The organism is Kutzneria sp. CA-103260 (assembly GCF_018263855.1).
Classification (GTDB): Bacteria; Actinomycetota; Actinomycetes; order Mycobacteriales; family Pseudonocardiaceae; genus Kutzneria.
On record NZ_CP073318.1, the window covers coordinates 6,767,902 to 6,791,330 of the forward strand.

Consider the following 23,429-nt stretch of genomic DNA (forward strand, 5'->3'; position numbering starts at 1 on the left):
GGCCACGGGTCGACGCGGGTGGCAGTGTGATCGGCGGCGCACTCGCCGGCAATCGGTTTGGAGATCGTGATGAAGGACGAACTGGAGTTCTTCGACGTCGAGACCGTGCCGTGGCAGCCGGATCCGGCCGCGTCGGGTGTCAGCGAGCGGGTGCTCAGCCGGGAGGTCGACGGTGCGGTGGGCACGCGGATCGCGCGATGGGCACCGGGCACGGAGACGTCCGGTGTGATCCGGCATGACTACTTCGAGGAAGTTCTGCTACTCGAAGGCTCACTGCACGACATCACTCTGGACCGGACGTTCCGCGCCGGACACTTCGCCTCACGGCGGCCCGGGATGCCGCACGGTCCGTATCGGACGGTGGACGGCTGCACCATGTTGGAGATCAGGAGTCGGCCAACTGACGCATCTTGAGCTGGTTGTAGGGGGAGTCGGGTCGCACGCTGATCCGTTCCCCGATCAGGGTTCGGGCCTGCGCGGTGCGGCCGGCGCGAATGGCGGCCTCGACCAGCGTTCGCTGCATGACGTCTCGCTGGGCGTGGCTGCCGCCGAACTCGTGCACATGGCGGCGGATCGGCCAGAGCAGGTCGACCGCCTCGGTGTAGCGGCCGCGGCCGAAGGCGAGCAGTGCTTCGCAGATCGGCAGGCCGACGCGGGCGGTCATGGCGACATTGGTCGCCGGACTGGCTGAGGAACCGGCTTCGCCGACATAGCGGCGACGGTCGGCGATGAGGTCAGCGGCAAGGTTGTCCTCGCCGGCGCCGACGTAGGACATGACGGCGTGCATGTCGTTGAACGCGTTGAACGGGATCGTCATGCGCGGCGGCCAGGTCGCGGCGAGCTTGGCCCAGCGATCTCCGACGTCCTCCCCCAGCAGGTGCAGTCGCCACATCAAGCTGGCCGCGTTGACCACCTCGGTGATGGTGGACTCCTCGGTCGGCGCGAGCCGCTCGTCGTAGACGCCGAGTGCCTCGCGGTGACGGCCGGCTTCCAGCAGGAACAGGCAGTAGTGCCACCAGATGTGCACGCGGAGCAGGTTGCCGCGATCCCAGTCAGATCGCCGGCGGTCCAGCATGGCGATGCCGTCGTCGTAGTTGGCGCGCATCTCGTGGGTGTGACCGACGGCGTGAATGCTCCAGACGTCGGCGGCATCGAGCTCCATCGCGCGCAGCCCAGTCTGTTCGGCGAGCTCCCAGTGGCCGCATTCCTCCAGGCCGAACGCGTACATGCCGAGCAGGTTCGCGTAGTGCGGATCGGCGGGGGTCCATGCCGGCAGCGCACCGCCGATGCGGTCACGGAGCGAAGTGGCGTCGCCGGTGAGGAAGTCGATCTGGTGGCCGACGGCCAGCGCCAGCGCGTCGCGGGGCTGCTCCGCCGTCAGATCGGCGAGCAGTGAACCGGCGGCATGCAGGTCGCCGTCGAGCAGCTTCGCGGCGGCTTCGACGTGCAGGTGTTCGCCGACGGTGAGGTCGCCGGCGCTCTGCCGGAATTCGGCGAACTTGGCCCTGACCGGCGGCACATATTGCGGGTCGGTGCTGAGCACCGCCAGGTACACGCGCATGGCGTTGGCGGTCGGCAGCAACGGGTCCTCAGTGACCGCGCGCTCGGAGCGTTCGCCCACATCAGTGCGGAAGTGCAGCAGCGAGTCGACGGCCCCGTCCAGTTCGTCGACCGCGGCGGCGGTCGCGGCGTGCACCGAAATTCCGTGTTGGTCCAGGCGCATTCCTCCGACGATACGGCCACGTCGGTGGCGGTCGGGCCGAGGCTGCGAGGTGACCAGCGGGCGGGATGGCCGACGGAGGAACGCGGGCGGAGCGAGCTTGAGCAACGGGACATGGGCCGAGCAGGCATCGGTCGAGTGGACGCGGGACAACCAGGCCTGGGTCGCGCAGGCGTGAGTTGAATGGCCGCGAGTCGAGCGGGCGTGAGTTGAACGGGCATGAGTCGAATCGGGTGTGGCTAAACCGGGCGTGGGTCGACCAGACCTTGGGCTGAACGACCGTGGCTCGAACGGGTATGGGGCGGTCGAGGCGTGCGAGTCATGGGTCGCGGGCGTGGCAGAGGGTCCAGGCAGGGGTTCTGAGTGCGGCTGCCAGGAATGAGTTTGCGAGTGGGACCGGCTCAGAGCAGGCCCAGCTGGGCGGCGCGGACGCCGGCTTGGAAGCGGCTGCGGGCGTCGAGGCTGAGCATGGCGGCGGCCATGTCGTTGCGGACGGTCCGGACGCTGACGCCGACCTGGCGGGCGATGGCGTCGTCGGTGAGACCGTCGGCCAGCAGGCGCAGGACCTTGTGGTGGCGGGGTGTCTGCTCGGCCGGGGACTGGTGGCGGCGGTTGCCGGGGCTGCCTTTGCCCCAGACCTGGTCGGCGAGCACGCAGAGCGGCGCGACGGCGGAGGCGCTGCGGTTGACGACTGCCTCGTCGCCGTTGACGACCATCGCGACGGACCGATCGGCCAACAGCATGGTGGTGGGCAGGGTCGGCACGATGCGGGGCGCGGCTCCCCGGGTGCGCAGCCACGTGGCGTATGCGCCGATGCTTGGGGTGCGGATTAGTTCACCGCGCCAGACCTGTCGGAGTTGGGCACCGCGGCGGAGCACGGCTTCGGCGATCGGGGCGGCGAATTCGAAGGATCCGGTCCGGTGCTCGCCGCTGAGGATGACGACCTCGCGTCGGGCGTTGGCGACGAGGTGTTCGGCGAACGAGTTCATCTCGTCCAGGCCGTGGAGCCGGTCGGGGCCCGGTGGCTGATGGCGAGCGATGAGCTGGGCGATCGCCAACGCCTGGGGCCGGACGTCGCCGGCGCTGAGTCCCCACACCCGGCTCGCGGCGAACGCCGGAAGTGCGAGCGCCGGGTCGACGGCGCGGATGGCGCCGCTCTCCTCGACCGAGGCGGCGAGCAGACCGTCGGTGCGAAGTTGGTCGACGGCGGCGGCAAACCGACCGCCGCCGAGGTCGAGCCGGCCGTCGCCGCGGATGACATCGAGCCGGCTGTGGCTGGAGGTGAGTCGGCTGTGGCCGGGGGCGGGACGGTTGTCGCCGAGGTCGAGTGGGCCGTGGCCTTGGTTGAGGTCGAGATGGCGGGCCAGGTCGACGATCCGCCAGCGAACGCGCGTGAGCGCCGTCAGATAGACGGCCTCAGCGACAGCGTCGAGACCCAAGCCGCTCACGAAACCCACCCCCAGGCGCAGGCACCCACTGCTGAGCCGCACCGAATGCTGCCGGCGGTGGCTGACGTGCCGCTTGTTCCGCGCTTGTCCCGGCCGCCTACGCCTCGTTGACCAGGGACACCGCGCCGGCGCAGACGGCGCAGACCAGGGCGAAGATCAGCGGCTCCATGGTGCCGGCGTTGGCCTGGTCGAGCATCGCCCACAGCAGCACCAGCGCGTTGGACAGCCCGAGCAGCACGCACGACACCCCGATCACCGGGCGGCGCACGGGCATGGTCAACACGAGGAATCGGCAGCCCGACGGCGCCCGAACCAGTTCGACGAGGGCCAGCACCACGACGACACCCGGGATGGCGTAGCCGACCCAGGCCAGCATGGGTGTCGGCTTCGGCAGCCCGGAGACCACCAGGAACATGCCGGCGATCACCAGTGTGACGGAGAGCTGACGGATGGCACGCCAGGTCAGCTTCTCGGCCACCGGCAGCCGGTCCGGGCCGGCAGTTCGACCGGGGCCGACAGCCCGTTTGTCGCCAGCGGCCCGCCCAGCGGCGGTCCGCCCGTCACCAACCGTGCGGCTGTCGCCCGCCGACCGACTGATCGGCGCGCGACCGTCACCAGCAGGTCGACCGTCGCCAGAAATCCGGCCATCGCCTGGAGCTCGACCGCCAGCTGAAGTTCGACGAAAAGCTCGATTTCGACGAAAAGCAGATTTTCGACCGCCGGGGTCGCCGTCACCGGTGGAGTGGCCGGTGGCCGGGTAGCCGGCCGCGCGGCGGGCGGCGGGCGGCGGGGCCGAGGTGGGCCGGTCGGAACGAAGGCCGCCGGCGGCGGGCCCGTCGGCGACGAACTGGTCAGGCGCGAACCGGTCAACTGCGGACCGACCAGAGGCCGATCGATCGGCGGGAGACCAGTCCGGGAGCGACCGGTCGGAGGCTGGCTGGCTCGTGACGGAGCGACCAGAGGCGGAACGGTCGACAGCAAAGCGGTGCGGTTGCCTGCGGTCGGACGACGCTGACCAGTCGGACGACGACCACCGGTCCGACGACGAAGGCGGATCCGACGACAACCAGTCGGGCGAAGACGACCGGCCTCGCGGTGAAGACAGCGGATCGGACGGCAGGCCCGGCGTTGGGGACTGGTCGGGTGACGACGACCAGCGGGGTGACGGCGGGCGGCCGGCGGAGGAGGGACGGGGAGTGCGACCGCCGGCGGGGAGGACGTCGAAAACCGAGGGCGCGTCGGAGTTGGGGATTGCGGCGAAGTTCTGATTTTCGACGAAGTCGGTGGCGCGGTCGCGGGCGGGGGTTTGGCGGAGGCGGGCCAGCTCGGCGCGAACGCGAGGGTCACCCGGTTTGCGGCGCATGGCAGTGCGGTAGGCGCGCTCGGCGGTGGCGATGTCGCCGGTCCGCCGAGCGGCGTCGCCCAGCACGAGGTAGGGCCGCACGTGGTCGGGCTGGTATCGAACGGCCTGGGCGGCGGCGTCCACGGCGTCGGGCCAACTGCCGGCGGCACCGAAGGCCTCGGCCAGGGCGATGCGGCACCGCCAGTCGGAGGGCGCGGCCTGGACGGCCTGGCGAGCGGCGGCGACGGCCTCCTCATGACGGGAAAGACGGCTGAGCGCCTTGCTGGCCAAGCGGTGCGCCGACGCCTTGTCGCCGGGAAGCGCTAGCGCGCGGCGCACGGCGGCGAGGGCGGCGGTCGCGTCGCCGCGGTCGAGGAGGGCGCCGGCGAGCCGGCACCAGACCTCGGCGCTGTCGGGATGGGAGTTGGCGGTGCCGCGCAGCAGGGCCACCGCTTTGCGTCGCCGGCCGGAGGCACTCAACTTGGCTGCTCGATCGAGTACGTCTCCGATCGGTTCGACCATCGCTTGTGTCCTCCCGCCAGCCGGACCAGGCAACTCGGGCAAGTCTGGCAGCGGGCGACACGGATCGAGCGGACCCTCTTATACCGGCGTGTCGCGAGGACACACACCGCTGGACGGCCTAATTGATCCGGGCCAGCTCCCGGGCGGACTCGAGCGCGGCGGAGCGGGAGGCGTCGGCGTGCTCGCGGAACTGCGCCAGCGCGGGGTCGAGGTGCGCGAGGGTGAACTCGGCGGTGATGAAGCGCAGGTTGCGGTCGAGACCGACCTGGCTGAGCACTTTGCCCAGGTACGGCTCCAGGTGGTCGAAGTCGGCCCGCGGCGCGCCGGGCGCGTAGGAGCCGCCCTTGGAGGCCGCGACCACGACCCGGGTGTCGACAAGAGCGCCCTCGCCGGTCTCCTTGTTGATGGCGGTCGCCGGGCCGATCACACGGTCGAGCCAGGCCTTGAGCGTGGACGGGATGCTGAAGTTGTACATGGGCACGCCCAGCAGCACGACGTCGGCGGCAAGCAGTTCGTCGACCAACTCCTGGCTGACGGCGGCGTCGGCGGCCTGCTCGGGTGTGAAGTCGGCGGGCGGCAGCATCTTGGTCGCCAGGGTGAGCGCGTTGAGGTGCGGAACGGGCTTCTCGGCCAGGTCACGGTAGGTGTAGACGCCGTCCGGGTTGGCCTGCCGCCAGTGCTCGGCGTAGGTCGCGGACAGCTCCCGGGACACCGATCCCTCGTGCCGGACGCTCGTGTCGATGTGCAGCAGGGCGACCATGACAGTCCTCTCTAACGGGATGTTCTGGTTCAAGAACATACGAGTAAGGATGTTCTGAGTCAAGAACTTCTCCGGAGGCCGTCGACACGTACGATTTGGGCGTGGAGACCGAGCAGCAGCACGTCTGCGCCGCCGCCCAGGGCTGCGGCGAGCGCGACAACCTGAACTGGCTGCTGCACCGCGCCGCCCAGCGGATGGGCGCGGCGATGGAGCGCCACGCGGTCGAGGCCGGCGTCGGCATCCGTGGCCACCTGGTGCTGACCGCGTTGCTCGACGGCCATCAGCAAACGCAACTTGCATTGGGCAATCGACTCGGTCTCGACAAGACGACCATGACGTCCACCTTGGACCGGATGGAGCAGCAGGGACTGATCGTCCGCCGACCTGATCCGAGTGACCGCCGCGTGCGTATCCCCGAGCTGACAGAGAAGGGTCGCCAGGTCCAGGCGGCGGTCCGGCTCGAACTGGAACTGGTCGAACGGGCCGTGCTCGAGGGATTGAGCACGGAGGAGGAGGCGGTGCTGCGGCGCGTGCTGCTGCGGCTGGCGGTGCCCGAGGAGAGCGGCGCCAGCCCCGGCGGCTCGTGCGTGTAGCGATCATCACGCACGGAAGTGGTCACAACAGGGGCAAGGCCGTTCCCCTTTTCAGGTCATATCCCCACACTTTCGTACGGTGAATGACGAAACCGCTGGACCGCCACCCGGATGAGTGACAGATTGAGCGGGCAACTCCGCCTGGGGGCGACATTGAGTGAACGTGGACAAGTTCTCCAGAGGACTCAGCCACTGTTGACTCAAAGACGAGTGTCGGGAAGCCGAGGGGTGAACACGATGCGTAACGACCACATGACGCTCCGCTCGATGGCGGTGCTGGACCTGCTGGTGCCGGACGCACCGTCGGTCCCGGTCGAGGTCGAACTCCGCTACGACACCCGCGACCCGTTCGCCGTGACAGCGGCGTTCCGCTCCGGCCCGTCCGGCTGGGTGGAGTGGTGCTTCGCCCGCGACCTGCTGGCCGACGGCCTGATCGCCGAGGCCGGCTCGGGCGATGTGCGCATCCGCCCGGCGGTCGACGACATCGAGCTGGTGGTGCTGGTCGTCAGCTCGCCGGCCGGCCTGGCCATGTTCGAGGCCTCCGCGCAGGAACTGGCCGACTTCCTGGACCGCACCTACGACCTCGTGCTGCCCGGCACCGAGAACCAGTGGGTCAGCGTGGACGACGCCCTCACCACCCTCATGCCCTACGACCTGGGCTGAGTCCGCCCCGCTCATACGGCACAGCCCCCGTACGGCACAGATCACACCCGGCCAGGAACAACGCCCCGTCCGCCCCTGTTGGGATGTTTCGTTGCTGCATGCAAACATTCCGTGAGGGAGCCGTGCGGTGGGGTTACGCCAGCTGAGCCCGAAGGTTGTCGTCAGCGTGGTCTTCGTGGCCGCGCTTTTTGTCAACATCCTTGACACCACGATCGTCAATGTCGCGCTGCCGACGATCGCCGACCAGTTCCACGTGACGGCGGCCGACGCCGGCGCGGTGGTCGTCGGCTACCTGCTCAGCCTCGCGCTGGTGATCCCGGCGTCCGGCTGGCTCGGCGACCGGTTCGGCAGCAAGCGGGTGTTCCTGACCGCGCTCGCGATCTTCACGGTGGCCTCCGCGCTGTGCGGCGTGGCCCAGTCGCTCCCCCAGCTCGTCGCGTTCCGCCTGCTCCAGGGCCTGGGCGGCGGCATGCTCGCGCCGATCGGCCTGGCCATGCTGTACCGGGAGTTCCCGCTGGCCGAGCGCATGCGGGTGAACCGCGTGCTCATCCTGCCCACGGCGGTCGCGCCGGCGATGGGACCGGTGCTGGGCGGCCTGCTGGTGGACACCCTGTCGTGGCGGTGGGTGTTCTACGTGAACCTGCCGGTCGGCGTGCTGGCCTTCCTCTTCGGGCTGTTCCTGCTCCGTGAGCACCGCGAGCCCGGCGCCGGGCGGTTCGACCTGGCCGGCTTCCTGCTGTCCGGGGTCGGCTTCGCGCTGCTGATGTACGCGTTGACCGAGGGCGCCACGTTGGGCTGGGGCTCGCCGCAGATCCTGGTCACCGGCGTGTTGGGTGCGCTACTGCTGGCCGCGACCGTGCTGGTGGAGCTGCGAGTGCCGGAGCCGATGCTGGACCTGCGGCTGTTCGGCGACCGACTGTTCCGCACGATCAACATCGCACAGCTGGTGTCGACCGCCGGTTTCCTCGGCACGCTGTTCGTGTTCCCGCTGCTCTACCAGTCGGGGCTGGGCGTCTCGGCCTGGCAGACCGGGCTGACCACGTTCCCGGAGGCGGTCGGCGTGCTGCTCGGCACGCAGATCGCCAGCCGCGTGTACTCGGTGCTGGGGCCGCGACTGCACATCGTGCTGGGCGTGGTGAACGCGGCGGTGGCGATGATGCTGCTGACGCTGGTCGGGCCGGCGACGCCGCAGTGGATCGTAATGTTGATCATGTTCTACCTGGGGCTGGGCATGTCCAACAACTTCAACCCCGCCCAGACGGCCGCGTTCGCCCAGGTGCCGGCGGCGAAGACGGGGCGGGCGTCGACGCTGTACAACTCGGGCCGCCAGGCCGGGTCGGCGGTCGGTGTCGCGGTGCTGGGCAGCGTGCTGGCCGCGGCGGGCGCGGGTGGCGGGCACCTGTTCGGCTACCAGCTGGCGTTCGTGGTGGCGGCCGGGCTGATGATCGCCGCCGGCGCGGTGGCGCTGCTGATCAAGGACCGCGACGCGGCGGCGACCATGGCCACGCCGGCCCGCGCGGAGACGTCGGAGGCCATCGAGCCGGCAGGGGCCTGAGTAGCGGCAACAGCCGACATAACCGGATTGAATATCCGGTTATGGCCGGCGGAACCGGCGCCGGCGGGCGGGCGCCATGCGATGGCCAGTTCGAGAGCCCTGCCGACGGACCGGCCATCTGGCGGTTTCGGGCGGGGCGGCTGCCGACGCGAGCGAAGTCGGCGGGAGTAGTCATGATCACCCGAACGGGGGCGGTGGGCTTCCGCCCTTCTCCGTAAAAGCGGAGGTAGGGGGTGTGGACGGGGGCAGCCGATCACCCTCCCAGGTGACAATCGGCGGCCCGGTCGTGCGAGGCTAGGCGGAGCACGGCGTGATCAACCAAAGGGATTTGCACGATCTGGCCGCGAAACCCGCGTCACGTCGGCGGCCGGGGTGCGTCACACCGGTGCGAGCGCCGCGATGTTGTCTGCACCGAAGGGCTGGGAGGCGGAAGACGTGGTTGACCGCAAGGAATGGTTGGTGACCTGCCGGGACGTGGCAGGCCGTCGCCGTGACCTCACGGTGTTCGTCAGCCAGGGCCACGTGGTGCTGGTCGCGCCGCCAGGCGAGACGGCGGTGCTGGCGCCGTTGGAGGTGGGCCGACTGCGGGCGGCCCTGCGCGACGCGGTGGTGACGGCGTCCGAGCCGGCGTGAGGCTCCGACGGGCCGTCCGGGAGGACGCGCCGGCGGTGCTCGGCCTGTTCGACGAGGCCGTGCGGTGGCTGACAAACAAGGGCCGCACCGAGCAGTGGGGCACGGGGCCGTTCTCCACGAACCCGAAGCAGGTGGCCAGGGTGGAGAGTTGGCTGGCCGACGAGGCCTGGCTGGCCGAGACGGGCGATCGAGCGGCGGGCTTCGTGGCGTTCGGGACGCCGCACGCGTACGTCCCACCGAGTGACGTGCCCGAGCTGTACGTCTCGGGTCTGGTCGGCGGACGGTTTCCGCGAGCGCGGGGCGCGGGCCGGATGCTGCTCGAACACGCGCGGGCGCGCGCCGTCGAGGAAGGCGTCGAACGAGTGCGCCTGGACTGCTACGCCGACGAAGACCGAGTGCTGGTCGATTTCTACCGTTCGGCCGGATTCACGGCGACCGACGAACTCGTGGTCGCCGGCAAGCCGGTTCAGGTGTTGGAGCTGCGCCTGCGCTGACGGACCAGCGCCCACGACACGAACCCGAGCCAGACCAGGCCGGCGCACCCCAGCGCGACCCAGCCGGCCCGCAGCGCGGCGTCGTCCATGAGCGCGGCGCTCACCACCGCGCACGCGATCGCCAGCACGCCGAAGCCCAAGTGGAACGGCCTGGCCCGAAACTCTCCCCACCTCGCCATGGTCGGTCATGCTGCCACGACCACTTCCTACTCACGAGTAGGTAGTGGCATCATCGCACCATGAGCCGATCGTCGCCGCTGGCCGGCAAGCGCATCCTGATCACCGGCGCGTCCTCCGGCATCGGCCGCGCCACGGCGTTCGCGGTCGCCGGGCTCGGCGCGATCCCACTGCTGGTCGCCCGCCGCGCCGACGAGCTGGCACAGGTCCGGGACCAGATCGTGGCCCGCGGCGGCCAGGCCCACAGCTACCCGTGCGACCTGACCGACGCCGAGTCCGTGGAGACACTACTCAAACGGGTGCTCGCCGAGCAGCCCCGGGTGGACATGCTGGTCAACAACGCCGGCCGGTCCATCCGGCGGTCGCTGAACAGCTCGCAGGACCGCCACCACGACTTCGAACGCACCATGGCGATCAACTACCACGCACCGGTCAGGCTGGTGCTCGGCCTGCTGCCGCACTTCCAGGCCAACGGCGGCGGGCACGTGGTGAACATCTCGTCCATGGGCGTGCAGACGCGCACCCCGCGGTTCGCCGCCTACCTGGCGTCCAAGGCCGCGCTGGACGAGTTCAGCCAGGTCGCCGCGGCCGAGACGCTGCGTGACCGGATCACGTTCACCACGGTGCACATGCCCCTGGTGCGCACGCCGATGATCGGCCCGACCCGGCTCTACGACCGGATGCCGGCCGCCACCCCGGAACGGGCCGCCCGGCTCGTGCTGCGCGCACTGGTCAAGCGACCCAAATCCGTGGACCTGCCCTTCGGCCGGCTCGCGGCCACCAGCTACGCGGTCGCGCCGAAACTGGTCGAGCGGGTGCTCAACCTCGCCTACCGGACCCGGTCGATCTGACCGGTCAGGCCGCGCGCCAGGTGCCGCCGTTCGGGTTCGCGTGCGACGGCAGCCAGGTGCTCACGTCACTCGTCAGCGGATTCACCCGTCGCGCGTGCCAGTCCCGCTGGCACTGGTCGGAACAGAAGAAGTCAGACGGAGAGCTGACTCGCTCGGTCCCGCAGACGACACAGGGTTCGGTCATCCCACCCACCTCCCGGGTCGACGTCCACCATGGACGCTAATTCGGCAATGGGACGGTGGTGTTTCGGAAGTATGTCGACTCGACACCCGAAACGCCCCGATTCACGCTGGTGGCGCAACCGGGAGCCACCTGAGCCACCCACATGGCCCTACGTCTCAGCGGCGGCGGCCGGTGCCGAAGATGCCTCGGGTGATCTCCCGGCCCAGCGCGGAACCGGCGGACCGCAGGAACGACTTCACCGCCGGATTGCCCAGCACCTGACCGATCAGCCCCGGATCGTCGGCCTCCTTGCGTCGGGCGGCCGGCGCGGACTCCTCCTGCGGCTGGGCCTCGGCCGGCGGGGCGACCTTGGCCAGCAGCATCTCGTACGCCGACTCCCGATCGACCGACTGCGAGTACTTGGCCGCCAACGATGACGAGGCCGCCTCCTGCTTGACTGCGTCCACCCCGATGGAGGCCATCAGCGAGCGCGGCGGGCGCAGACGGGTCCAGGCCACGGGAGTCGGCGCGCCCTGTTCACTCAGGACGGTGACGACAGCCTCGCCGATGCCGAGTGTCGTGAGGGCCTTGCCGAGGTCGTAGTGCGGCGTCGTCGGATACGTCTTGACGGTCTGGGCCAGCGCCTTCTGGTCGTCCGGGGTGAAGGCCCGCAACGCGTGCTGAACCCGGGCACCGAGCTGGGACAGCACCGCGTTGGGGACGTCGGTGGGCAACTGCGTGCAGAAGAACACGCCGACCCCCTTGGAGCGGATCAGCTTCACCGTCTGGACGATCTGCTCCAGGAACGCCTTGGAGGCGTCGGCGAACAGCAGGTGCGCCTCGTCGAAGAAGAACACCAGCTTCGGCTTCTCAAGATCACCCTCCTCGGGCAGCTGGTGGAACAAGGCGGCCAGCAGCCACATCAAGAACGTGGAGAACAGCGCCGGATTGCCCTGCAGCTCGGACAGCTCCAACAGGCTGATCACGCCACGACCGTCCCGCGACCGCATCAGATCGGCCGGATCGAGCTCGGGCTCACCGAAGAAGGTGTCGCCGCCGTTGGCCTCCAGGTTGAGCAGCGACCGCAGGATCACGCCGGCCGTCGCCGACGAGACCCCGCCCAGACCCTTCAGGTCCGCCTTGCCCTCGTCACCGGTCAGATGCTGGATCACCGACCGCAAGTCCTTGGTGTCCAACAACGGCAGGCCCCGCGAGTCGGCCCAATGGAAGATCAGCCCCAGGGTCGACTCCTGGGTGTCGTTCAACCCCAACACCTTCGACAGCAGAATCGGGCCGAAGCTGGTGATCGTCGCCCGCACCGGGACCGCCGAACCACCCTCCCCCAACGACAGGAACTGCACCGGAAACCCAGCGGCCTGCCAGTCGTCCCCCGTCTCGGCGGCCCGCTTCGACACCTTGTCGCCGCCCGCCCCCGGCCGCGACAGGCCCGACAAGTCGCCCTTCACGTCCGCCATCACCACCGGCACGCCGGCCGCCGACAACTGCTCGGCCATCAACTGCAAGGTCTTCGTCTTGCCAGTGCCGGTCGCGCCGGCGATCAGGCCGTGCCGGTTCAACGTCGCCAACGGCAGCCGCACCCGAGCCTGCGCCCGGACCGTGCCGTCCACCACCACCGACCCCAGCTCCAGCGCGCCCCCCTCCGTGGCGTAACCGGCGGTGATCTCCTCGAAAGCGTCCACAACGACCTCCCGACAGCCCGAACGGCACAGCCGACACCGACACTAGGCCGAACAGACCAAAATCGCGCGTTCAGCCGAACACGCACAGTGGCGAGATAGGCTGCTAGGGGTGACTGATCGTCTGGTGTGGATCGACTGCGAGATGACCGGGCTCGACCTGGGCAAAGACGCCCTGATAGAGATCGCCGCCCTGGTCACCGACGCAGAACTCAACGTGCTCGGAGACGGCGTCGACGTGGTCATCCACGCCGACGACGAAGCGCTCGACGCGATGCCCGACGTGGTGCGAGACATGCACGCCCACTCCGGCCTCACCGAAGAAGTGCGCCGCTCCACCACAACCCTCGAACAAGCCGAGCAACTCGTGCTCGACTACATCCGGCAATGGGTCCCCGACGCGCGCACCACACCGCTCGCCGGCAACAGCATCGCCACCGACCGCGGCTTCATCGCCCGCGACATGCCGGCCCTCGACAGCCACCTGCACTACCGCATGGTCGACGTCAGCAGCATCAAGGAACTCTGCCGACGCTGGTACCCGCGCATCTACTACGCGCAGCCCGCCAAGGGCCTCGCCCACCGCGCGCTGGCCGACATCCACGAATCCATCCGCGAACTCGCCTACTACCGGGCCACCGCCTTCGTCCCCCAACCCGGCCCCACCAGCGAACAAGCCCAGAACGCGGCCGCCGAGATCCTCCGCGCCGCCGCCGAGGGGTAACCCGTTTTTGAGGCTGGGCGCGCGTGCGCTAGCCTTGTGGACGTCGCCGCCGGAAACGGCGAAGACGCTCCATGGTGGGTGTAGCTCAGTCGGTAGAGCACTGGGTTGTGGTCCCAGGTGTCGCGGGTTCGAATCCCGTCACTCACCCGCGACGAAAGGGGAGGCGCTGCTCGCGCCTCCCCTTTCGTCATGCTCAGTGCTTTTGTGGGGGCACGGCCCCCACGCCCCCACGCCGGGGCTCGCCCCGGACCCCATCGTGGTGGGGCGTGTCGGGTGTGATGGTTGCCACCTATATCGGGTTTGTGCGCAACAGGTCTGGCAGGCGGTCGGTGATCGCTGGGGAGCCGCCCAAGAGTGACGTGACCATGCAGGCTCCGATGACCAGGACCATGGTTGCCTGGGCGTCCTTGGCGGGGTCAGAAGCGCCTTCGGCGCGGAGTAGGGACTCCAGGGAGGAGAGGCCGGGGAGGCCGAATTCCTTCCACAGGGCGGATTGCAGGTCGGGGTGGTCGCGAAGAGAGGCCATGAGGCCGGGGAGGGCGGCCCTCACCTCGGGGCGGTGGAACAAGGTCTGGGTGTAGGCGAAGGAGCCACGGACCCAGTCGGAGGAAGTGGTGGCGTCCAGGACGGGCGTGGGGGCGTCCTGCCAAGAGAAGACGGCCTCGAAGACGAGATGGGTCTTGGAAGGCCATCTCCGGTAGAGGGCCGGCCTTCCCACGGCGGCGCGGTCGGCGATGGCGACCATGGAGAGCTTGTCCCAGCCGACCTCGACCAGGAGATCACGGGCGGCCTGCAGGGCGGCGTCGTCTATCGCACGGTCGCGAGGGCGGCCCCGGGCACGGTCGGACTGGTCCATTGGCGTCATTGTGAATAACGTAACACGCTGTTACGTTATTAGGGTGGTCCTCGAGGGCAAGACAGTGATCGTGTCCGGGGTCGGAGCCGGCCTCGGCCGGCAGACCGCGCTCGCGGCGGCCCGGGACGGCGCGAACGTCGTCCTCGGCGCGCGGACGGAAGCCAACCTGACGGCAGTGGCCGAGGAGATCGGGCCGCGGGCGGCGTATGCCGTCACCAACATCACCGACGCACAGGCGTGCGAGAACCTGGTGTCGGTGGCGATGGAGAAGTTCGGGGCGGTGGACGCCGTGATCCACGTGGCCGCCCGCGACCGGGTGTTCGGCGGGCTTGAGGGCGCCGACCTGGACCTGTGGCGGAAAGTGTTCGACGTCAACGTCATCGGCACCATGCGGCTCACCCAGGCGGCGCTGCCGGCGTTGACGGTGCGCGGCGGGTCAGTGGTGATCATCGGCACCCAGGCGGCGTTCTCGCCGACACTGCCGCAGGCGGCCTATGCCACGTCCAAGGGCGCGCTGCACGCGGCGATGTTCTCGCTGGCCAAGGAACTCGGGCCGCGCAAGATCCGGGTCAACTCCGTGGTGCCCGGCTGGATGCTGGGCCCGAACGTCGAGATGTACATCCAGTGGACCGCGCAGAGCCGGGGCGTGCCCGAGGAGGAGATCAAGGCCGAACTCGCCGCCAAGGCCGCGCTGGGCGAGATCGCCGGGGACGTCGACGTGGCCGAGGCGGCGGTGTTCTTCGCCTCCGACCGGGCGCGGATGCTGACCGGCCAGACCCTGTTCGTCAACGGTGGCGAGTACTTCCGCTGAGGGGAAAAGCGATGGCGCACAAGGTGATCGTGTGGGGCACCGGGGTCGTCGGCAAGCTGGTGATCCGCGAGCTGCTGGACCATCCCGAGTTCGAGCTGGCCGGGGTGATCGTGCACGACCCGGCCAAGGACGGCGTCGACGCCGGCGTGCTGATCGGGGCCGACCCGGTCGGGATCGTGGCGACCACCGACGTCCAGTCCGCTTTGGACGGTGAGGCCGACGCGGTCGCCTACTTCGGCCCCACGGCGGAGTTCGCGCTGGAGAACATCGAGAACATGGCGCGGGCGCTGCGGTCCGGCAAGCATGTGGTGTCGACCGCCATGACGCCGTTGGTGTATCCGGACGCCTGCCCGCCCCAGGTCCGCACCGAGCTGGAGAAGGCGTGTGCCGAGGCGGGCAAGGCCTGCTTCACCACCGGCATCGATCCCGGCTTCGCCAACGACCTGTTTCCGTTGACATTGCTGGGGGTCTGCGGGCGGGTCGACAGCGTGCGGATCCAGGAGCTCGTCGACTACGCCAGCTACGCCGGCGACTACAGCAAGGTCATGGGCTTCGGCCTGCCGGTCGACACCCAGGCCATGCTGGAGATCCCCGAGATCCTGATCTTCGCCTGGGGGCACACCATTCCCATGATCGCCGACGCGGTCGGGGTGAAGCTGGACCGCGTCGACACCGTCTACGAGAAGTGGGCGGCGCCGGAGCGGATCTCCTACCAGCACGGGGTGATCGAGCCCGGACACTGCGCGGCCGTGCGGTTCGAGATCCGGGGCTGGGTGGGGTCCGAGCCGCGGATCGTCATCGAACACGTCAACCGCATCACCAACGCCGCCGCCCCGGAATGGGCGCGGGCCGCGTCGGTGGACAACGACGCCTACCGGATCATCGTCAAGGGCAGCCCCGAGATCACCCAGGAGACGGCGTTCCGACACGAGGTCGACGGCGACCCGGTCAGCGGTGGCTGCCTGGCCACCGGGATGCGGGCCGTCAACGCCGTGCCGTACCTGGACGACCTGCCGCCACGCCTGGTCTCGGCGCTGGACCTGCCGCTGATCCCGGGGCGCGGGGTGATCCGCTAGACGAGTAAGTCCGAAGGTGGGGCGGTAGCCGGAGACGGACGAAGGGTGTTCAAGATCAGTTTGTGAGGACCGACCGCACGGCGTCCTCGGTCCGGGCCACCACGGCCGGGCCGTCGTCGGCGGTGATGATCGGACGCTGGATCAGGATCGGGTGCTCGGCCAGGGCCTTGATCCACCGCGCGCGGGTCGCCTCGGTTCGTTCCCACGTCTTGAGAGCGAGCTCGGCGGCGACCTTCTCGCCGGTGCGGGCGATGTCCCACGGTTCCAGACCCAGCCGGTCCAGCACGGCCACCAGCTCGGCCTCGGTCGGTGGGTCGTCGAGATAGCGCCGCACGGTGTACTCGGCGCCGGCCTCGTCCAGGATCGACAGCGCCGAACGGCACTTCGAGCACGCGGGGTTGATCCAGATTTCCACGGCCCCAGCTTACGGCTGGTAGCTTCGGATCCATGTTCCCAGTCGGCGCCGAAGCCACGATCGGAGAGCTCACGGCGGACTCGCACCCGCTGCTTGCCCGGCTGCGCGCGGCGGAGCCGGTGTCCTGGCTGCCGGCGCTGAACGGGTGGCTGGTGACCCGGCACGACCTGGCGTTGCAGGTGATGCGGGACGCGGCGACGTTCACGGTGGACGACCCGCGATTCTCCACCGGACAGGTGGTCGGGCCGTCGATGCTGTCCCTGGACGCCGACGAGCACGCCCGGCACCGCGCGCCGTTCTCACGGCAGTTCCGGCCGAGGGAGATCGCGGACCGATTCGGCGACTTCGTCCGCGCCGAGTGCGACCGGCTGGTGGACGGCTTCGCCGACACCGGGCGGGCGGAGCTGCGGCGGGCGCTGGCCGGGCCGTTGGCGGTGGCCGTGGTGGCCGACGCGCTGGGGCTGGACGGCACGGACGCGAAGCGGGTGCTGGCCTGGTACGACGCGATCGTGTCCACAGTGGCCGACATCTCGGCCGGGCGAAAGCCGGATTCCGTTGGCGTGGAGGCGTTCGGCGAGCTGCGGGCGCACATCGAGAGCTCGGTGGCGCGGCACAACCCGTCGCTGCTGGCCGACGCGGCCGAGGCGCTGGCGCTGCCGGAGGTGGTGTCGAACGCGGCGGTGCTGATGTTCGGCGGCATCGAGACCACCGAGGGCATGATCGCCAACGTGCTGCTGCACCTGTTGAACGATCCGTCCCAAATGGACATCGTCCGGGCCGACCGGTCGCGGATCCCGGACGCCGTCGAGGAATCGCTGCGTATGGAGCCGGCCGCGGCGGTGGTCGACCGGTATGCCACGCGGGACGTGGAACTGGCCGGGGCGTCGATCAGGCGCGGCGATCTCGTCACCGTGTCGCTGACGGCGGCCAACCGGGATCCGGCGGTGTTCGAGAACCCGGACGTCTTCGATCTGCGGCGCCCGAACCTGCGCAAGCAGCTGGCCTTCGCACACGGCCCGCACTTCTGCCTCGGCGTCGACCTGGCCCGGTTGGAGACGCGGATCGCCGTCGAGACCGTGCTGGATCGCTTGCCAGGTCTGGAACTGACCGAGCCGGCCGAGCCGACGGGCCTGGTGTTCCGCAAGCCCGACGGTGTGCACGTGCGCTGGGCGACGGCGTGACACTGGAACAGGTCGCGGCCTACGCGTTGCAGTTCCCGCAGGCGACCGAGGAGAACCCGTTCGGCCCGGGGCTGGACGTGTACAAGGTCGAAGGCAAGGTGTTCGCGATCCTGGCCCCGAGCGGGCCGTCGGTGTCGCTCAAGTGCGAGCCGAGCCTGGCGATGCACCTGCGGCAGCAGTACGACGGCGTGACGCCCGGCTACCACCTGAACAAGAAGCACTGGAACACGGTGCGGCTGGACGGCGACATCCCGCCAGACCAGATCGAGGAGATGATCGAGCACTCCTACGAGCGGGTGGTCGCCGGCCTGCCCAAGATGGTCCGGCTACGGCTTCGGTAGCACCTTCACCGATTCCCACACCTGCTCCGGCAGATCCTCGCCGCGGGCCATGGTGACGGTCAGGCCCCAGGCCATCAGGAAACCCAGCAGCCCCAACGCCAGTCCGGAGATGCCGAGCACGAGGCCCACCAGCCACATCAGCTGCCGCAGTGGGCTGATCAGCGTCAGGACCGGCGTGATCACCAGCGCGAGCGCGATGTAGCCGGCCGATCCGGCCTGGTCCATCTTCAGCACCAGACGTAGCAGACGGTGTTGGCGGGTCATGGTTCTCGCCTCCCTCGGTGTCACCGCCGACGGTAGGCGGGTGCGGGAAGCGAGTCGATTACGCGCGAGGTAAGGAAGTCTCCGCGCGCCGCGGCTGGTTGTGGTTGTGCCACAGCCAGCGCACGTCCCGGCCGAAGGACCAGACCAGGGAGGCCAGTGCGAGCCCGACCACTGCGATCGACGCGTTTTCGGACAGCAGGCCGGACGCAGCGACGACAAGCAGGATGCCCTGGGCGGCGGCGACGGTCTTGCGGGCGAAGCTCGGCGGCAGCGCGCCCTTCAGCCACGGCATGACCCAGCCGGCGGCGACGAAGACGTACCGCATGGCCCCGATGAGCAGCACCCATGGCCCCAGCGACTCCGCGACGAACACGCTCAGCACCAGGATCAGGAACGCGTCGACCTCCATGTCGAACCGCGCCCCGACCGCGGTGGCGGTGCCGGTGCGGCGGGCGACATGGCCGTCTACGCCGTCCAGGATCAGCGCCACCACGGAGAGCGCCACGATGGCGACCGTCGAGTGGCCGTGCATGAAGCCGTCCGCGACCAGCGCGGTGACGCCGCCGACCAGGATGGCGCGGAACATGGTGACCCAGTTGGCCTGGCCGAACGTCCGAGCTCGGGTGCGGTGCAGTGCGTAACCGAGGGTCGCACATGTCACCACCGCGCACGCGGTGCCGGCGGCCAGCGCGCTCGGGCCGATGCGCAGCGCCGCCCACAGCAGGGCCAGCAGGACCAGCTGCGCGCCGAGTCCGGCGACCACGCCGGGGGTCACCGTCGATACGTGCCGAATCTGAGTGGTCACCTTGCCTCCACGCGTGCTCATGCTCCGGTCAGAACACGTGCACTGTGGTAGAAGGGTTCAAATGGACCTGTCCGCACACGCGTTCTGGTTGCTGCGCCCGGGTGAAGGCGAGATCCGTCCGGTGCCGCTGACCGCCCCCGCCCCCGGCGAGGTGCTGGTCAGAACGCTGTTCTCCGGCGTCAGCCGCGGCACCGAGACCCTGGTGTTCCGGGGTGGCGTGCCCGCCAGCCAGCACGACCTCATGCGCGCGCCGTTTCAGGACGGCGAGTTCCCCGCCCCGGTCAAGTACGGCTATCTCAACGTCGGCGTCGTCGAGGCCGGCGAGCCCGGCCTGGTCGGGCGAACCGTGTTCTGCCTGTACCCGCACCAGACACGATACGTGGTGCCGGCCGCCGCGGTGACCGTTCTGCCCGATTCGGTGCCGGCTGCCCGTGCCGTGCTGGCCGGCACGGTGGAGACGGCCGTCAACGCGGTGTGGGACGCCGCTCCCCTGCTCGGCGACCGGATCGCGGTGATCGGCGCCGGCATGGTCGGGTGTTCGGTGGCCGCGCTGCTGGCCAAGTTCCCGGGCGTGCGGGTTCAGCTGGTGGACGTCGACCCGTCACGGGCGGCGGTGGCGGCCTCGCTGGGAGTGGAGTTCGTGGCGCCCGGGGACGCGGCCGACGGCTGCGACCTGGTCGTGCACGCCAGCGCGACGTCGGCGGGGCTGACCCGGGCGCTGGAGCTGCTCACGCCGGAGGGCACGGTCGTCGAGCTCTCGTGGTACGGCGACAAGCAGGTCAGCGTCCCGCTCGGGGAGTTCTTCCACTCCCGGCGGCTGGTGGTCCGCAGCAGCCAGGTCGGCACCATTCCGGCCGCCCGGCGGGGCCGGCACACCTACGCCAGCCGGCTCGCGGTGTCGCTGGAGCTGCTGGCCGACCCGGTGTTCGACGCCTTGATCACCGGCTCCAGCGACTTCGCCGCGCTGCCCGAAGTCATGCCGCAGCTGGCCGACGGCCGGCTGCCGGCGCTGTGTCACCGCATCGTCTACCCGTCAGGAGGATGACCTTGTTCAGCATCACCGTCCGCGACCACATCATGGTCGCGCACAGCTTCCGGGGCGAGGTGTTCGGACCGGCCCAGCGGCTGCACGGCGCGACGTTCGTGGTGGACGCGACGTTCCGGCGGGCCGAGCTCGACGACGACAACATCGTGGTCGACATCGGCCTGGCCAGCCAGCAGCTGAGTGAGCTGCTCGGCGAGCTGAACTACCGGAACCTGGACGAGGAACCGGCCTTCGCCGGCGTCAACACCTCGACCGAGTTCCTGGCCAAGGTCATCGCCGACCGGCTCGCCGACCGCGTCGGGGCCGGCGCGCTCGGACCGTCGGCCAGCGGGCTGTCCGGCATCTCCGTCACGCTGCACGAGTCGCACAACGCCTGGGCCAGTTACGAGCGTTCACTGTGACTTTGCCTGTGAACTCAGTTCACACGGTTTGGCCCGCGCAGGTCGTGGACGTCGCCGCCCCCAGTGGCGGCAACGTCTACGACCGGCGGGTGAGCGCCGGCTTATCGGCGCTCGGCTGGAATGTCGACGAAATCCTGGTCGGCGGCGACTGGCCGCGACCCGACGCGGCGGCGCGGGCGGAGTTGGCGTCGGCGCTCGACGACCTCGATTCCGGCGAAGTCGTGCTTTTCGACGGTTTGGTCGCGTGCGGCGTTCCGGAGATCGTCGTGCCGGCGGCCCGTCGGCTGCGCGTCGTCGTGCTGGTGCATCTGCGGCTGGCGGCGGAGACCGGGCTGCCGCCGGCCGTTCGCGACGACCTCGACCGTCGCGAACGAGAAGTGCTGCACGCGGCCCACGCGGTGATCGCCACCAGCGAGTGGGCCGCCCGTGAACTGGCGGAACACCACAATCTGCCTGTGAACCGAGTTCACAACGCAAATCCCGGTGTCGACCGCGCACCGCTCGCCCATGGCACGGACGGCGCGTCGCGGCTGCTCTGCGTCGCGTCGGTGACCCCGCGCAAGGGCCACGACCTGCTGCTCGACGCGTTGGCCACGATCGACGATCTCGACTGGCATCTCGTCTGCGTCGGCGCGCTGCATCACGCGCCGGAGCATGTCGCTCGGTTGAAAAGCAGCAGTGCGCACGAAAAGGTCGATTTCGTCGGCCCGCAGCACGGCGACGAACTCGAGCAGAGCTACGCCGACGCCGATCTGTTCGTGCTCGCCTCCCGGGCGGAGACGTACGGCATGGTCGTCACCGAAGCGCTGGCCCGCGGCATTCCGGTGCTCGCGACCGACGTCGACCCGCTGCCCCGGACCGTGGGCCACGCGCCGGACGGCAGCGTGCCCGGCCTGCTCGTTCCGCCGTCGGGGCTGGCGGCCGCGCTCCGGAGCTGGCTAACCGACGCTGAGCTGCGGGAACGGCTCCGGAAAGCGGCCCGGGAGCGCCGTGGCATGCTGGATGGATGGGCGGAAACCTCGAAGAGCCTGGCCAGTGTGTTGACGCAGGTGACGCGGAGTTCACCCCCGAGTGGCTGACGCTGCGCGAGCCGGTTGACGCCGCCGCCAGGTCCACCGAACTCGTCGAGCGACTGGTCCGGCTGTTCGCCGGCCGCGAGCGGCTGGTCATCCGGGACCTGGGCTGCGGAACCGGCTCGATGGGCCGCTGGCTGAGCCCGCTGCTGCCGAATCCGCAGCACTGGATCATGCAGGACCGTGAACCAGATCTGCTGGGGCACGTGTATATGGGTGTGACCTCCACAGCCCCCGTCACGGTCGAGACCCGGTTGGGTGATCTCGGCGGCGTCACCGCCGCCGACCTCGCCGGCACCTCTCTGGTGACCGCCTCCGCCCTGCTCGACATCCTCACCGCCGGCGAAGTCGACCGGCTCGCCGCCGCGTGTGTCGAGGCCCGCGTGCCCGCGCTGTTCACGCTCTCCGTGCTCGGCGAGGTGGAGCTGTCGCCGGCCGAGTCCTTCGACGCCGAGATCACCGCGGCGTTCAACGAACACCAGCGTCGTGTCCAGGACGGTCGACGACTGCTTGGTCCGGACGCCCCGACCGCCATCGTCGAGTCGTTCGAGATGCACGGCGCGAACGTCCAGGTCGCGCCGAGTCCGTGGCAGCTGGGTAGGGATCACGGCGAGCTGACCGCGGAGTGGCTGCGTGGCTGGGTCGGCGCCGCCGTCGAGCAGCGCCCGGAGCTGGCTGCCACGGCCGCCAGCTACCTGCGGCAGCGGCTCGACGCGATCGAGGCGGGGCGGCTGACCGGCTCCGTCGGCCATGTCGACGTGCTGGCGGTGCCGGCATGATGCGCGTGGTCTGGCCCTGGCTGAAGATCCTCGCCGGCGTGGCCATCATCGGAATCCTGCTGTGGCGGCTGGGCACCGGGGCCTTTGTGGACGGTCTGAGCGAGATCAACCCGTGGGGTGTGGCCGCCGCGCTGGGCATCGGCTTCCTCACCACGTTGTTCAGCGCCTGGCGCTGGTGTGTCGTCGCCGACCAGCTGGGGCTGAAGCTGTCGCTGCGCACCGCGGTCGCCGACTACTACCGGGCGCTGTTCATCAACGCCGTGCTGCCGGGCGGTGTGCTCGGCGACGTGCACCGCGCGGTGCAGAACGGCCACGACACCGGCGACGTCGGCCGCGGCGTGCGGGCCGTCGTGCTGGAGCGGACCGGCGGCCAGCTGGCGATCCTCGCCGTCGGCGTGGGTGTGTTGCTCACCGATCCGACGCTGATCGCCAAGGTGATCGGGGACATCGTGCCCGCGCCGGCCGCGATCGTCTTCGGCGCGCTGCTGGTCATCGCCGCCGCGGTCGTGCTCGCGACTTCGTCCCGACGGCCGCGTTGGCGGCAGGCGGTGGCCAAGACCATGCTCGACGTTCGGCGAAGCCTGCTGAGCCGCCGGTCGTGGCCGGCGGTCGTGCTGCTGTCGGCCGCGACGCTGGCCGGGCACCTCAGCCTGTTCGTCGTCGCCGCGCGGGCCGCCGGCTCCACCGCGTCGATCGGCCAGTTGCTGCCGCTGCTGGTGCTGGCGCTGATCGCGATGGGCCTGCCGATCAACGTCGGAGGCTGGGGCCCGCGCGAGGGCGTCGCCGCGCTGGCGTTCGCCGCCGCCGGGCTCGGCGCCACCCAGGGCGTCACCACCGCCGTCGTCTACGGCGTGCTGACACTGATCTCCAGCCTGCCCGGCGCCGCCGTGCTCGTGCTGCGCCGCGTGCACCGCCCGACCGCACCGGTCGAACCGGTCACTCCGGTCGAGCAGCCCGCGCTGGAGCCGGTCGTGATCATCGCCGAGCCAATCGCCCGCCGGAAGGTGCAGCCGCAGGCCGCCTGAGTGGGCAGCGCGGAT

29 protein-coding genes, 1 tRNA gene and 1 pseudogene are annotated in these 23,429 nt (G+C 70.1%); 18 read left to right on the forward strand and 13 right to left on the reverse strand.

What is annotated here, in order from left to right:
• Positions 1 to 69: 69 nt before the first annotated feature.
• Positions 70 to 414, forward strand: a complete 345-nt coding sequence (locus JJ691_RS29720) for a cupin domain-containing protein (RefSeq protein ID WP_211762909.1) — start codon at positions 70 to 72, stop codon at positions 412 to 414.
• Here the strand turns inward: JJ691_RS29720 and JJ691_RS29725 are convergent.
• The 6 genes and pseudogenes from JJ691_RS29725 to JJ691_RS29740 all read right to left on the reverse strand — a co-directional run bounded on the left by JJ691_RS29725 (position 386) and on the right by JJ691_RS29740 (position 5,792).
• Positions 386 to 1,723: a tetratricopeptide repeat protein gene (locus JJ691_RS29725; RefSeq protein WP_211762910.1), complete on the reverse strand. Its 1,338-nt coding sequence runs from the start codon at positions 1,721 to 1,723 to the stop codon at positions 386 to 388. The genes JJ691_RS29720 and JJ691_RS29725 overlap by 29 nt on opposite strands.
• Positions 1,724 to 2,121: 398 nt before the next feature.
• A complete protein-coding gene (locus tag JJ691_RS29730; RefSeq protein WP_211762911.1) occupies positions 2,122 to 3,168 on the reverse strand; it encodes a helix-turn-helix transcriptional regulator in 1,047 nt (348 codons plus the stop codon).
• 97 nt (positions 3,169 to 3,265) lie between these two features.
• On the reverse strand, positions 3,266 to 3,646 hold the full coding sequence (locus JJ691_RS52525; RefSeq protein ID WP_249227094.1) for a hypothetical protein: 381 nt from the start codon (positions 3,644 to 3,646) through the stop codon (positions 3,266 to 3,268).
• The gene (locus JJ691_RS52530; RefSeq protein WP_249227095.1) at positions 3,631 to 3,903 is read right to left on the reverse strand and encodes a hypothetical protein; all 273 of its coding nucleotides are present in this window, start codon (positions 3,901 to 3,903) and stop codon (positions 3,631 to 3,633) included. The genes JJ691_RS52525 and JJ691_RS52530 overlap by 16 nt, the downstream gene beginning before the upstream one ends.
• Before the next feature lie 637 nt (positions 3,904 to 4,540).
• Positions 4,541 to 5,032: pseudogene (locus tag JJ691_RS53440) on the reverse strand (tetratricopeptide repeat protein); the annotation flags it as partial.
• 118 nt (positions 5,033 to 5,150) lie between these two features.
• Positions 5,151 to 5,792 (reverse strand): FMN-dependent NADH-azoreductase, encoded by a 642-nt coding sequence (locus JJ691_RS29740; protein ID WP_211762913.1) that lies wholly within the window; start codon positions 5,790 to 5,792, stop codon positions 5,151 to 5,153.
• Positions 5,793 to 5,893: 101 nt separating this feature from the next.
• Here JJ691_RS29740 and JJ691_RS29745 point away from each other — a divergent pair, with 101 nt between their 5' ends.
• From JJ691_RS29745 to JJ691_RS29765, 5 genes are all read left to right on the forward strand, one after another.
• The gene (locus tag JJ691_RS29745) at positions 5,894 to 6,385 is read left to right on the forward strand and encodes a MarR family winged helix-turn-helix transcriptional regulator (protein WP_249227097.1); all 492 of its coding nucleotides are present in this window, start codon (positions 5,894 to 5,896) and stop codon (positions 6,383 to 6,385) included.
• Between the two features lie 237 nt (positions 6,386 to 6,622).
• Complete coding sequence (locus tag JJ691_RS29750; RefSeq protein ID WP_211762914.1) at positions 6,623 to 7,048, forward strand: SsgA family sporulation/cell division regulator; 426 nt, start codon at positions 6,623 to 6,625, stop codon at positions 7,046 to 7,048.
• 127 nt (positions 7,049 to 7,175) lie between these two features.
• Positions 7,176 to 8,603: a DHA2 family efflux MFS transporter permease subunit gene (locus tag JJ691_RS29755; protein WP_211762915.1), complete on the forward strand. Its 1,428-nt coding sequence runs from the start codon at positions 7,176 to 7,178 to the stop codon at positions 8,601 to 8,603.
• A gap of 399 nt (positions 8,604 to 9,002) precedes the next feature.
• Complete coding sequence (locus JJ691_RS29760; RefSeq protein ID WP_249227098.1) at positions 9,003 to 9,236, forward strand: hypothetical protein; 234 nt, start codon at positions 9,003 to 9,005, stop codon at positions 9,234 to 9,236.
• Positions 9,233 to 9,730 carry a GNAT family N-acetyltransferase gene (locus tag JJ691_RS29765; protein ID WP_211762916.1) on the forward strand — a complete coding sequence of 166 codons (498 nt, stop codon included), beginning with the start codon at positions 9,233 to 9,235 and terminating at the stop codon, positions 9,728 to 9,730. The genes JJ691_RS29760 and JJ691_RS29765 overlap by 4 nt, the downstream gene beginning before the upstream one ends.
• On the opposite strand, the gene JJ691_RS29770 is transcribed toward JJ691_RS29765, so the two are convergent.
• The gene (locus tag JJ691_RS29770) at positions 9,703 to 9,909 is read right to left on the reverse strand and encodes a hypothetical protein (protein ID WP_211762917.1); all 207 of its coding nucleotides are present in this window, start codon (positions 9,907 to 9,909) and stop codon (positions 9,703 to 9,705) included. The two genes, JJ691_RS29765 and JJ691_RS29770, sit on opposite strands and share 28 nt — an antisense overlap.
• Before the next feature lie 60 nt (positions 9,910 to 9,969).
• Between JJ691_RS29770 and JJ691_RS29775 the strand changes: the two genes are divergently transcribed.
• Positions 9,970 to 10,758, forward strand: coding sequence for an SDR family NAD(P)-dependent oxidoreductase (locus JJ691_RS29775; RefSeq protein ID WP_211762918.1), 789 nt, complete (start codon positions 9,970 to 9,972; stop codon positions 10,756 to 10,758).
• A 4-nt stretch (positions 10,759 to 10,762) separates the two neighbouring features.
• On the opposite strand, the gene JJ691_RS29780 is transcribed toward JJ691_RS29775, so the two are convergent.
• Together JJ691_RS29780 and JJ691_RS29785 are read right to left on the reverse strand one after the other, a co-directional pair.
• Positions 10,763 to 10,942: a hypothetical protein gene (locus JJ691_RS29780; protein WP_211762919.1), complete on the reverse strand. Its 180-nt coding sequence runs from the start codon at positions 10,940 to 10,942 to the stop codon at positions 10,763 to 10,765.
• A 155-nt stretch (positions 10,943 to 11,097) separates the two neighbouring features.
• Entirely contained in the window at positions 11,098 to 12,621 is a 1,524-nt protein-coding gene (locus tag JJ691_RS29785; protein WP_211762920.1) for a helicase HerA-like domain-containing protein, read from the reverse strand.
• 109 nt (positions 12,622 to 12,730) lie between these two features.
• Between JJ691_RS29785 and orn the strand changes: the two genes are divergently transcribed.
• Both orn and JJ691_RS29795 read left to right on the forward strand, forming a co-directional pair.
• Positions 12,731 to 13,342, forward strand: coding sequence for an oligoribonuclease (orn, locus tag JJ691_RS29790; RefSeq protein ID WP_211762921.1), 612 nt, complete (start codon positions 12,731 to 12,733; stop codon positions 13,340 to 13,342).
• Between the two features lie 74 nt (positions 13,343 to 13,416).
• Positions 13,417 to 13,489, forward strand: a tRNA-His gene (locus JJ691_RS29795).
• Between the two features lie 142 nt (positions 13,490 to 13,631).
• On the opposite strand, the gene JJ691_RS29800 is transcribed toward JJ691_RS29795, so the two are convergent.
• The gene (locus JJ691_RS29800; RefSeq protein WP_211762922.1) at positions 13,632 to 14,198 is read right to left on the reverse strand and encodes a TetR/AcrR family transcriptional regulator; all 567 of its coding nucleotides are present in this window, start codon (positions 14,196 to 14,198) and stop codon (positions 13,632 to 13,634) included.
• A gap of 43 nt (positions 14,199 to 14,241) precedes the next feature.
• On the opposite strand from JJ691_RS29800, the gene JJ691_RS29805 reads away from it, so the two are divergent.
• On the forward strand, positions 14,242 to 15,009 hold the full coding sequence (locus JJ691_RS29805; protein ID WP_211762923.1) for an SDR family oxidoreductase: 768 nt from the start codon (positions 14,242 to 14,244) through the stop codon (positions 15,007 to 15,009).
• An 11-nt stretch (positions 15,010 to 15,020) separates the two neighbouring features.
• Positions 15,021 to 16,085, forward strand: coding sequence for an NAD(P)H-dependent amine dehydrogenase family protein (locus JJ691_RS29810; protein ID WP_211762924.1), 1,065 nt, complete (start codon positions 15,021 to 15,023; stop codon positions 16,083 to 16,085).
• A gap of 55 nt (positions 16,086 to 16,140) precedes the next feature.
• Here the strand turns inward: JJ691_RS29810 and JJ691_RS29815 are convergent, their stop codons facing one another.
• Positions 16,141 to 16,500, reverse strand: coding sequence for an arsenate reductase family protein (locus JJ691_RS29815; RefSeq protein ID WP_211762925.1), 360 nt, complete (start codon positions 16,498 to 16,500; stop codon positions 16,141 to 16,143).
• A gap of 32 nt (positions 16,501 to 16,532) precedes the next feature.
• On the opposite strand from JJ691_RS29815, the gene JJ691_RS29820 reads away from it, so the two are divergent.
• Positions 16,533 to 17,681: a cytochrome P450 gene (locus tag JJ691_RS29820; RefSeq protein WP_211762926.1), complete on the forward strand. Its 1,149-nt coding sequence runs from the start codon at positions 16,533 to 16,535 to the stop codon at positions 17,679 to 17,681.
• Positions 17,678 to 18,022: an MmcQ/YjbR family DNA-binding protein gene (locus tag JJ691_RS29825; RefSeq protein ID WP_211762927.1), complete on the forward strand. Its 345-nt coding sequence runs from the start codon at positions 17,678 to 17,680 to the stop codon at positions 18,020 to 18,022. Before JJ691_RS29820 ends, JJ691_RS29825 begins: the two co-directional genes overlap by 4 nt.
• Here JJ691_RS29825 and JJ691_RS29830 read toward each other — a convergent pair.
• Both JJ691_RS29830 and JJ691_RS29835 read right to left on the reverse strand, forming a co-directional pair.
• Entirely contained in the window at positions 18,008 to 18,286 is a 279-nt protein-coding gene (locus JJ691_RS29830; RefSeq protein ID WP_211762928.1) for a hypothetical protein, read from the reverse strand. The two genes, JJ691_RS29825 and JJ691_RS29830, sit on opposite strands and share 15 nt — an antisense overlap.
• A gap of 58 nt (positions 18,287 to 18,344) precedes the next feature.
• A complete protein-coding gene (locus JJ691_RS29835) occupies positions 18,345 to 19,091 on the reverse strand; it encodes a CDP-alcohol phosphatidyltransferase family protein (protein WP_249227099.1) in 747 nt (248 codons plus the stop codon).
• Positions 19,092 to 19,152: 61 nt separating this feature from the next.
• Between JJ691_RS29835 and JJ691_RS29840 the strand changes: the two genes are divergently transcribed.
• From JJ691_RS29840 to JJ691_RS29860, 5 genes are read left to right on the forward strand one after another with little or no spacing between them, the layout of a single operon-like run.
• Positions 19,153 to 20,136 (forward strand): zinc-dependent alcohol dehydrogenase, encoded by a 984-nt coding sequence (locus tag JJ691_RS29840; protein WP_211762930.1) that lies wholly within the window; start codon positions 19,153 to 19,155, stop codon positions 20,134 to 20,136.
• A gap of 2 nt (positions 20,137 to 20,138) precedes the next feature.
• Entirely contained in the window at positions 20,139 to 20,537 is a 399-nt protein-coding gene (locus JJ691_RS29845; protein ID WP_211771797.1) for a 6-pyruvoyl trahydropterin synthase family protein, read from the forward strand.
• A gap of 8 nt (positions 20,538 to 20,545) precedes the next feature.
• Positions 20,546 to 21,616, forward strand: a complete 1,071-nt coding sequence (locus tag JJ691_RS29850) for a glycosyltransferase family 4 protein (RefSeq protein ID WP_211771798.1) — start codon at positions 20,546 to 20,548, stop codon at positions 21,614 to 21,616.
• Positions 21,544 to 22,389: an SAM-dependent methyltransferase gene (locus tag JJ691_RS29855; protein ID WP_211762931.1), complete on the forward strand. Its 846-nt coding sequence runs from the start codon at positions 21,544 to 21,546 to the stop codon at positions 22,387 to 22,389. Before JJ691_RS29850 ends, JJ691_RS29855 begins: the two co-directional genes overlap by 73 nt.
• Positions 22,386 to 23,414, forward strand: coding sequence for a lysylphosphatidylglycerol synthase transmembrane domain-containing protein (locus tag JJ691_RS29860; RefSeq protein ID WP_249227100.1), 1,029 nt, complete (start codon positions 22,386 to 22,388; stop codon positions 23,412 to 23,414). Before JJ691_RS29855 ends, JJ691_RS29860 begins: the two co-directional genes overlap by 4 nt.
• The last annotated feature ends 15 nt before the right edge of the window (positions 23,415 to 23,429 follow it).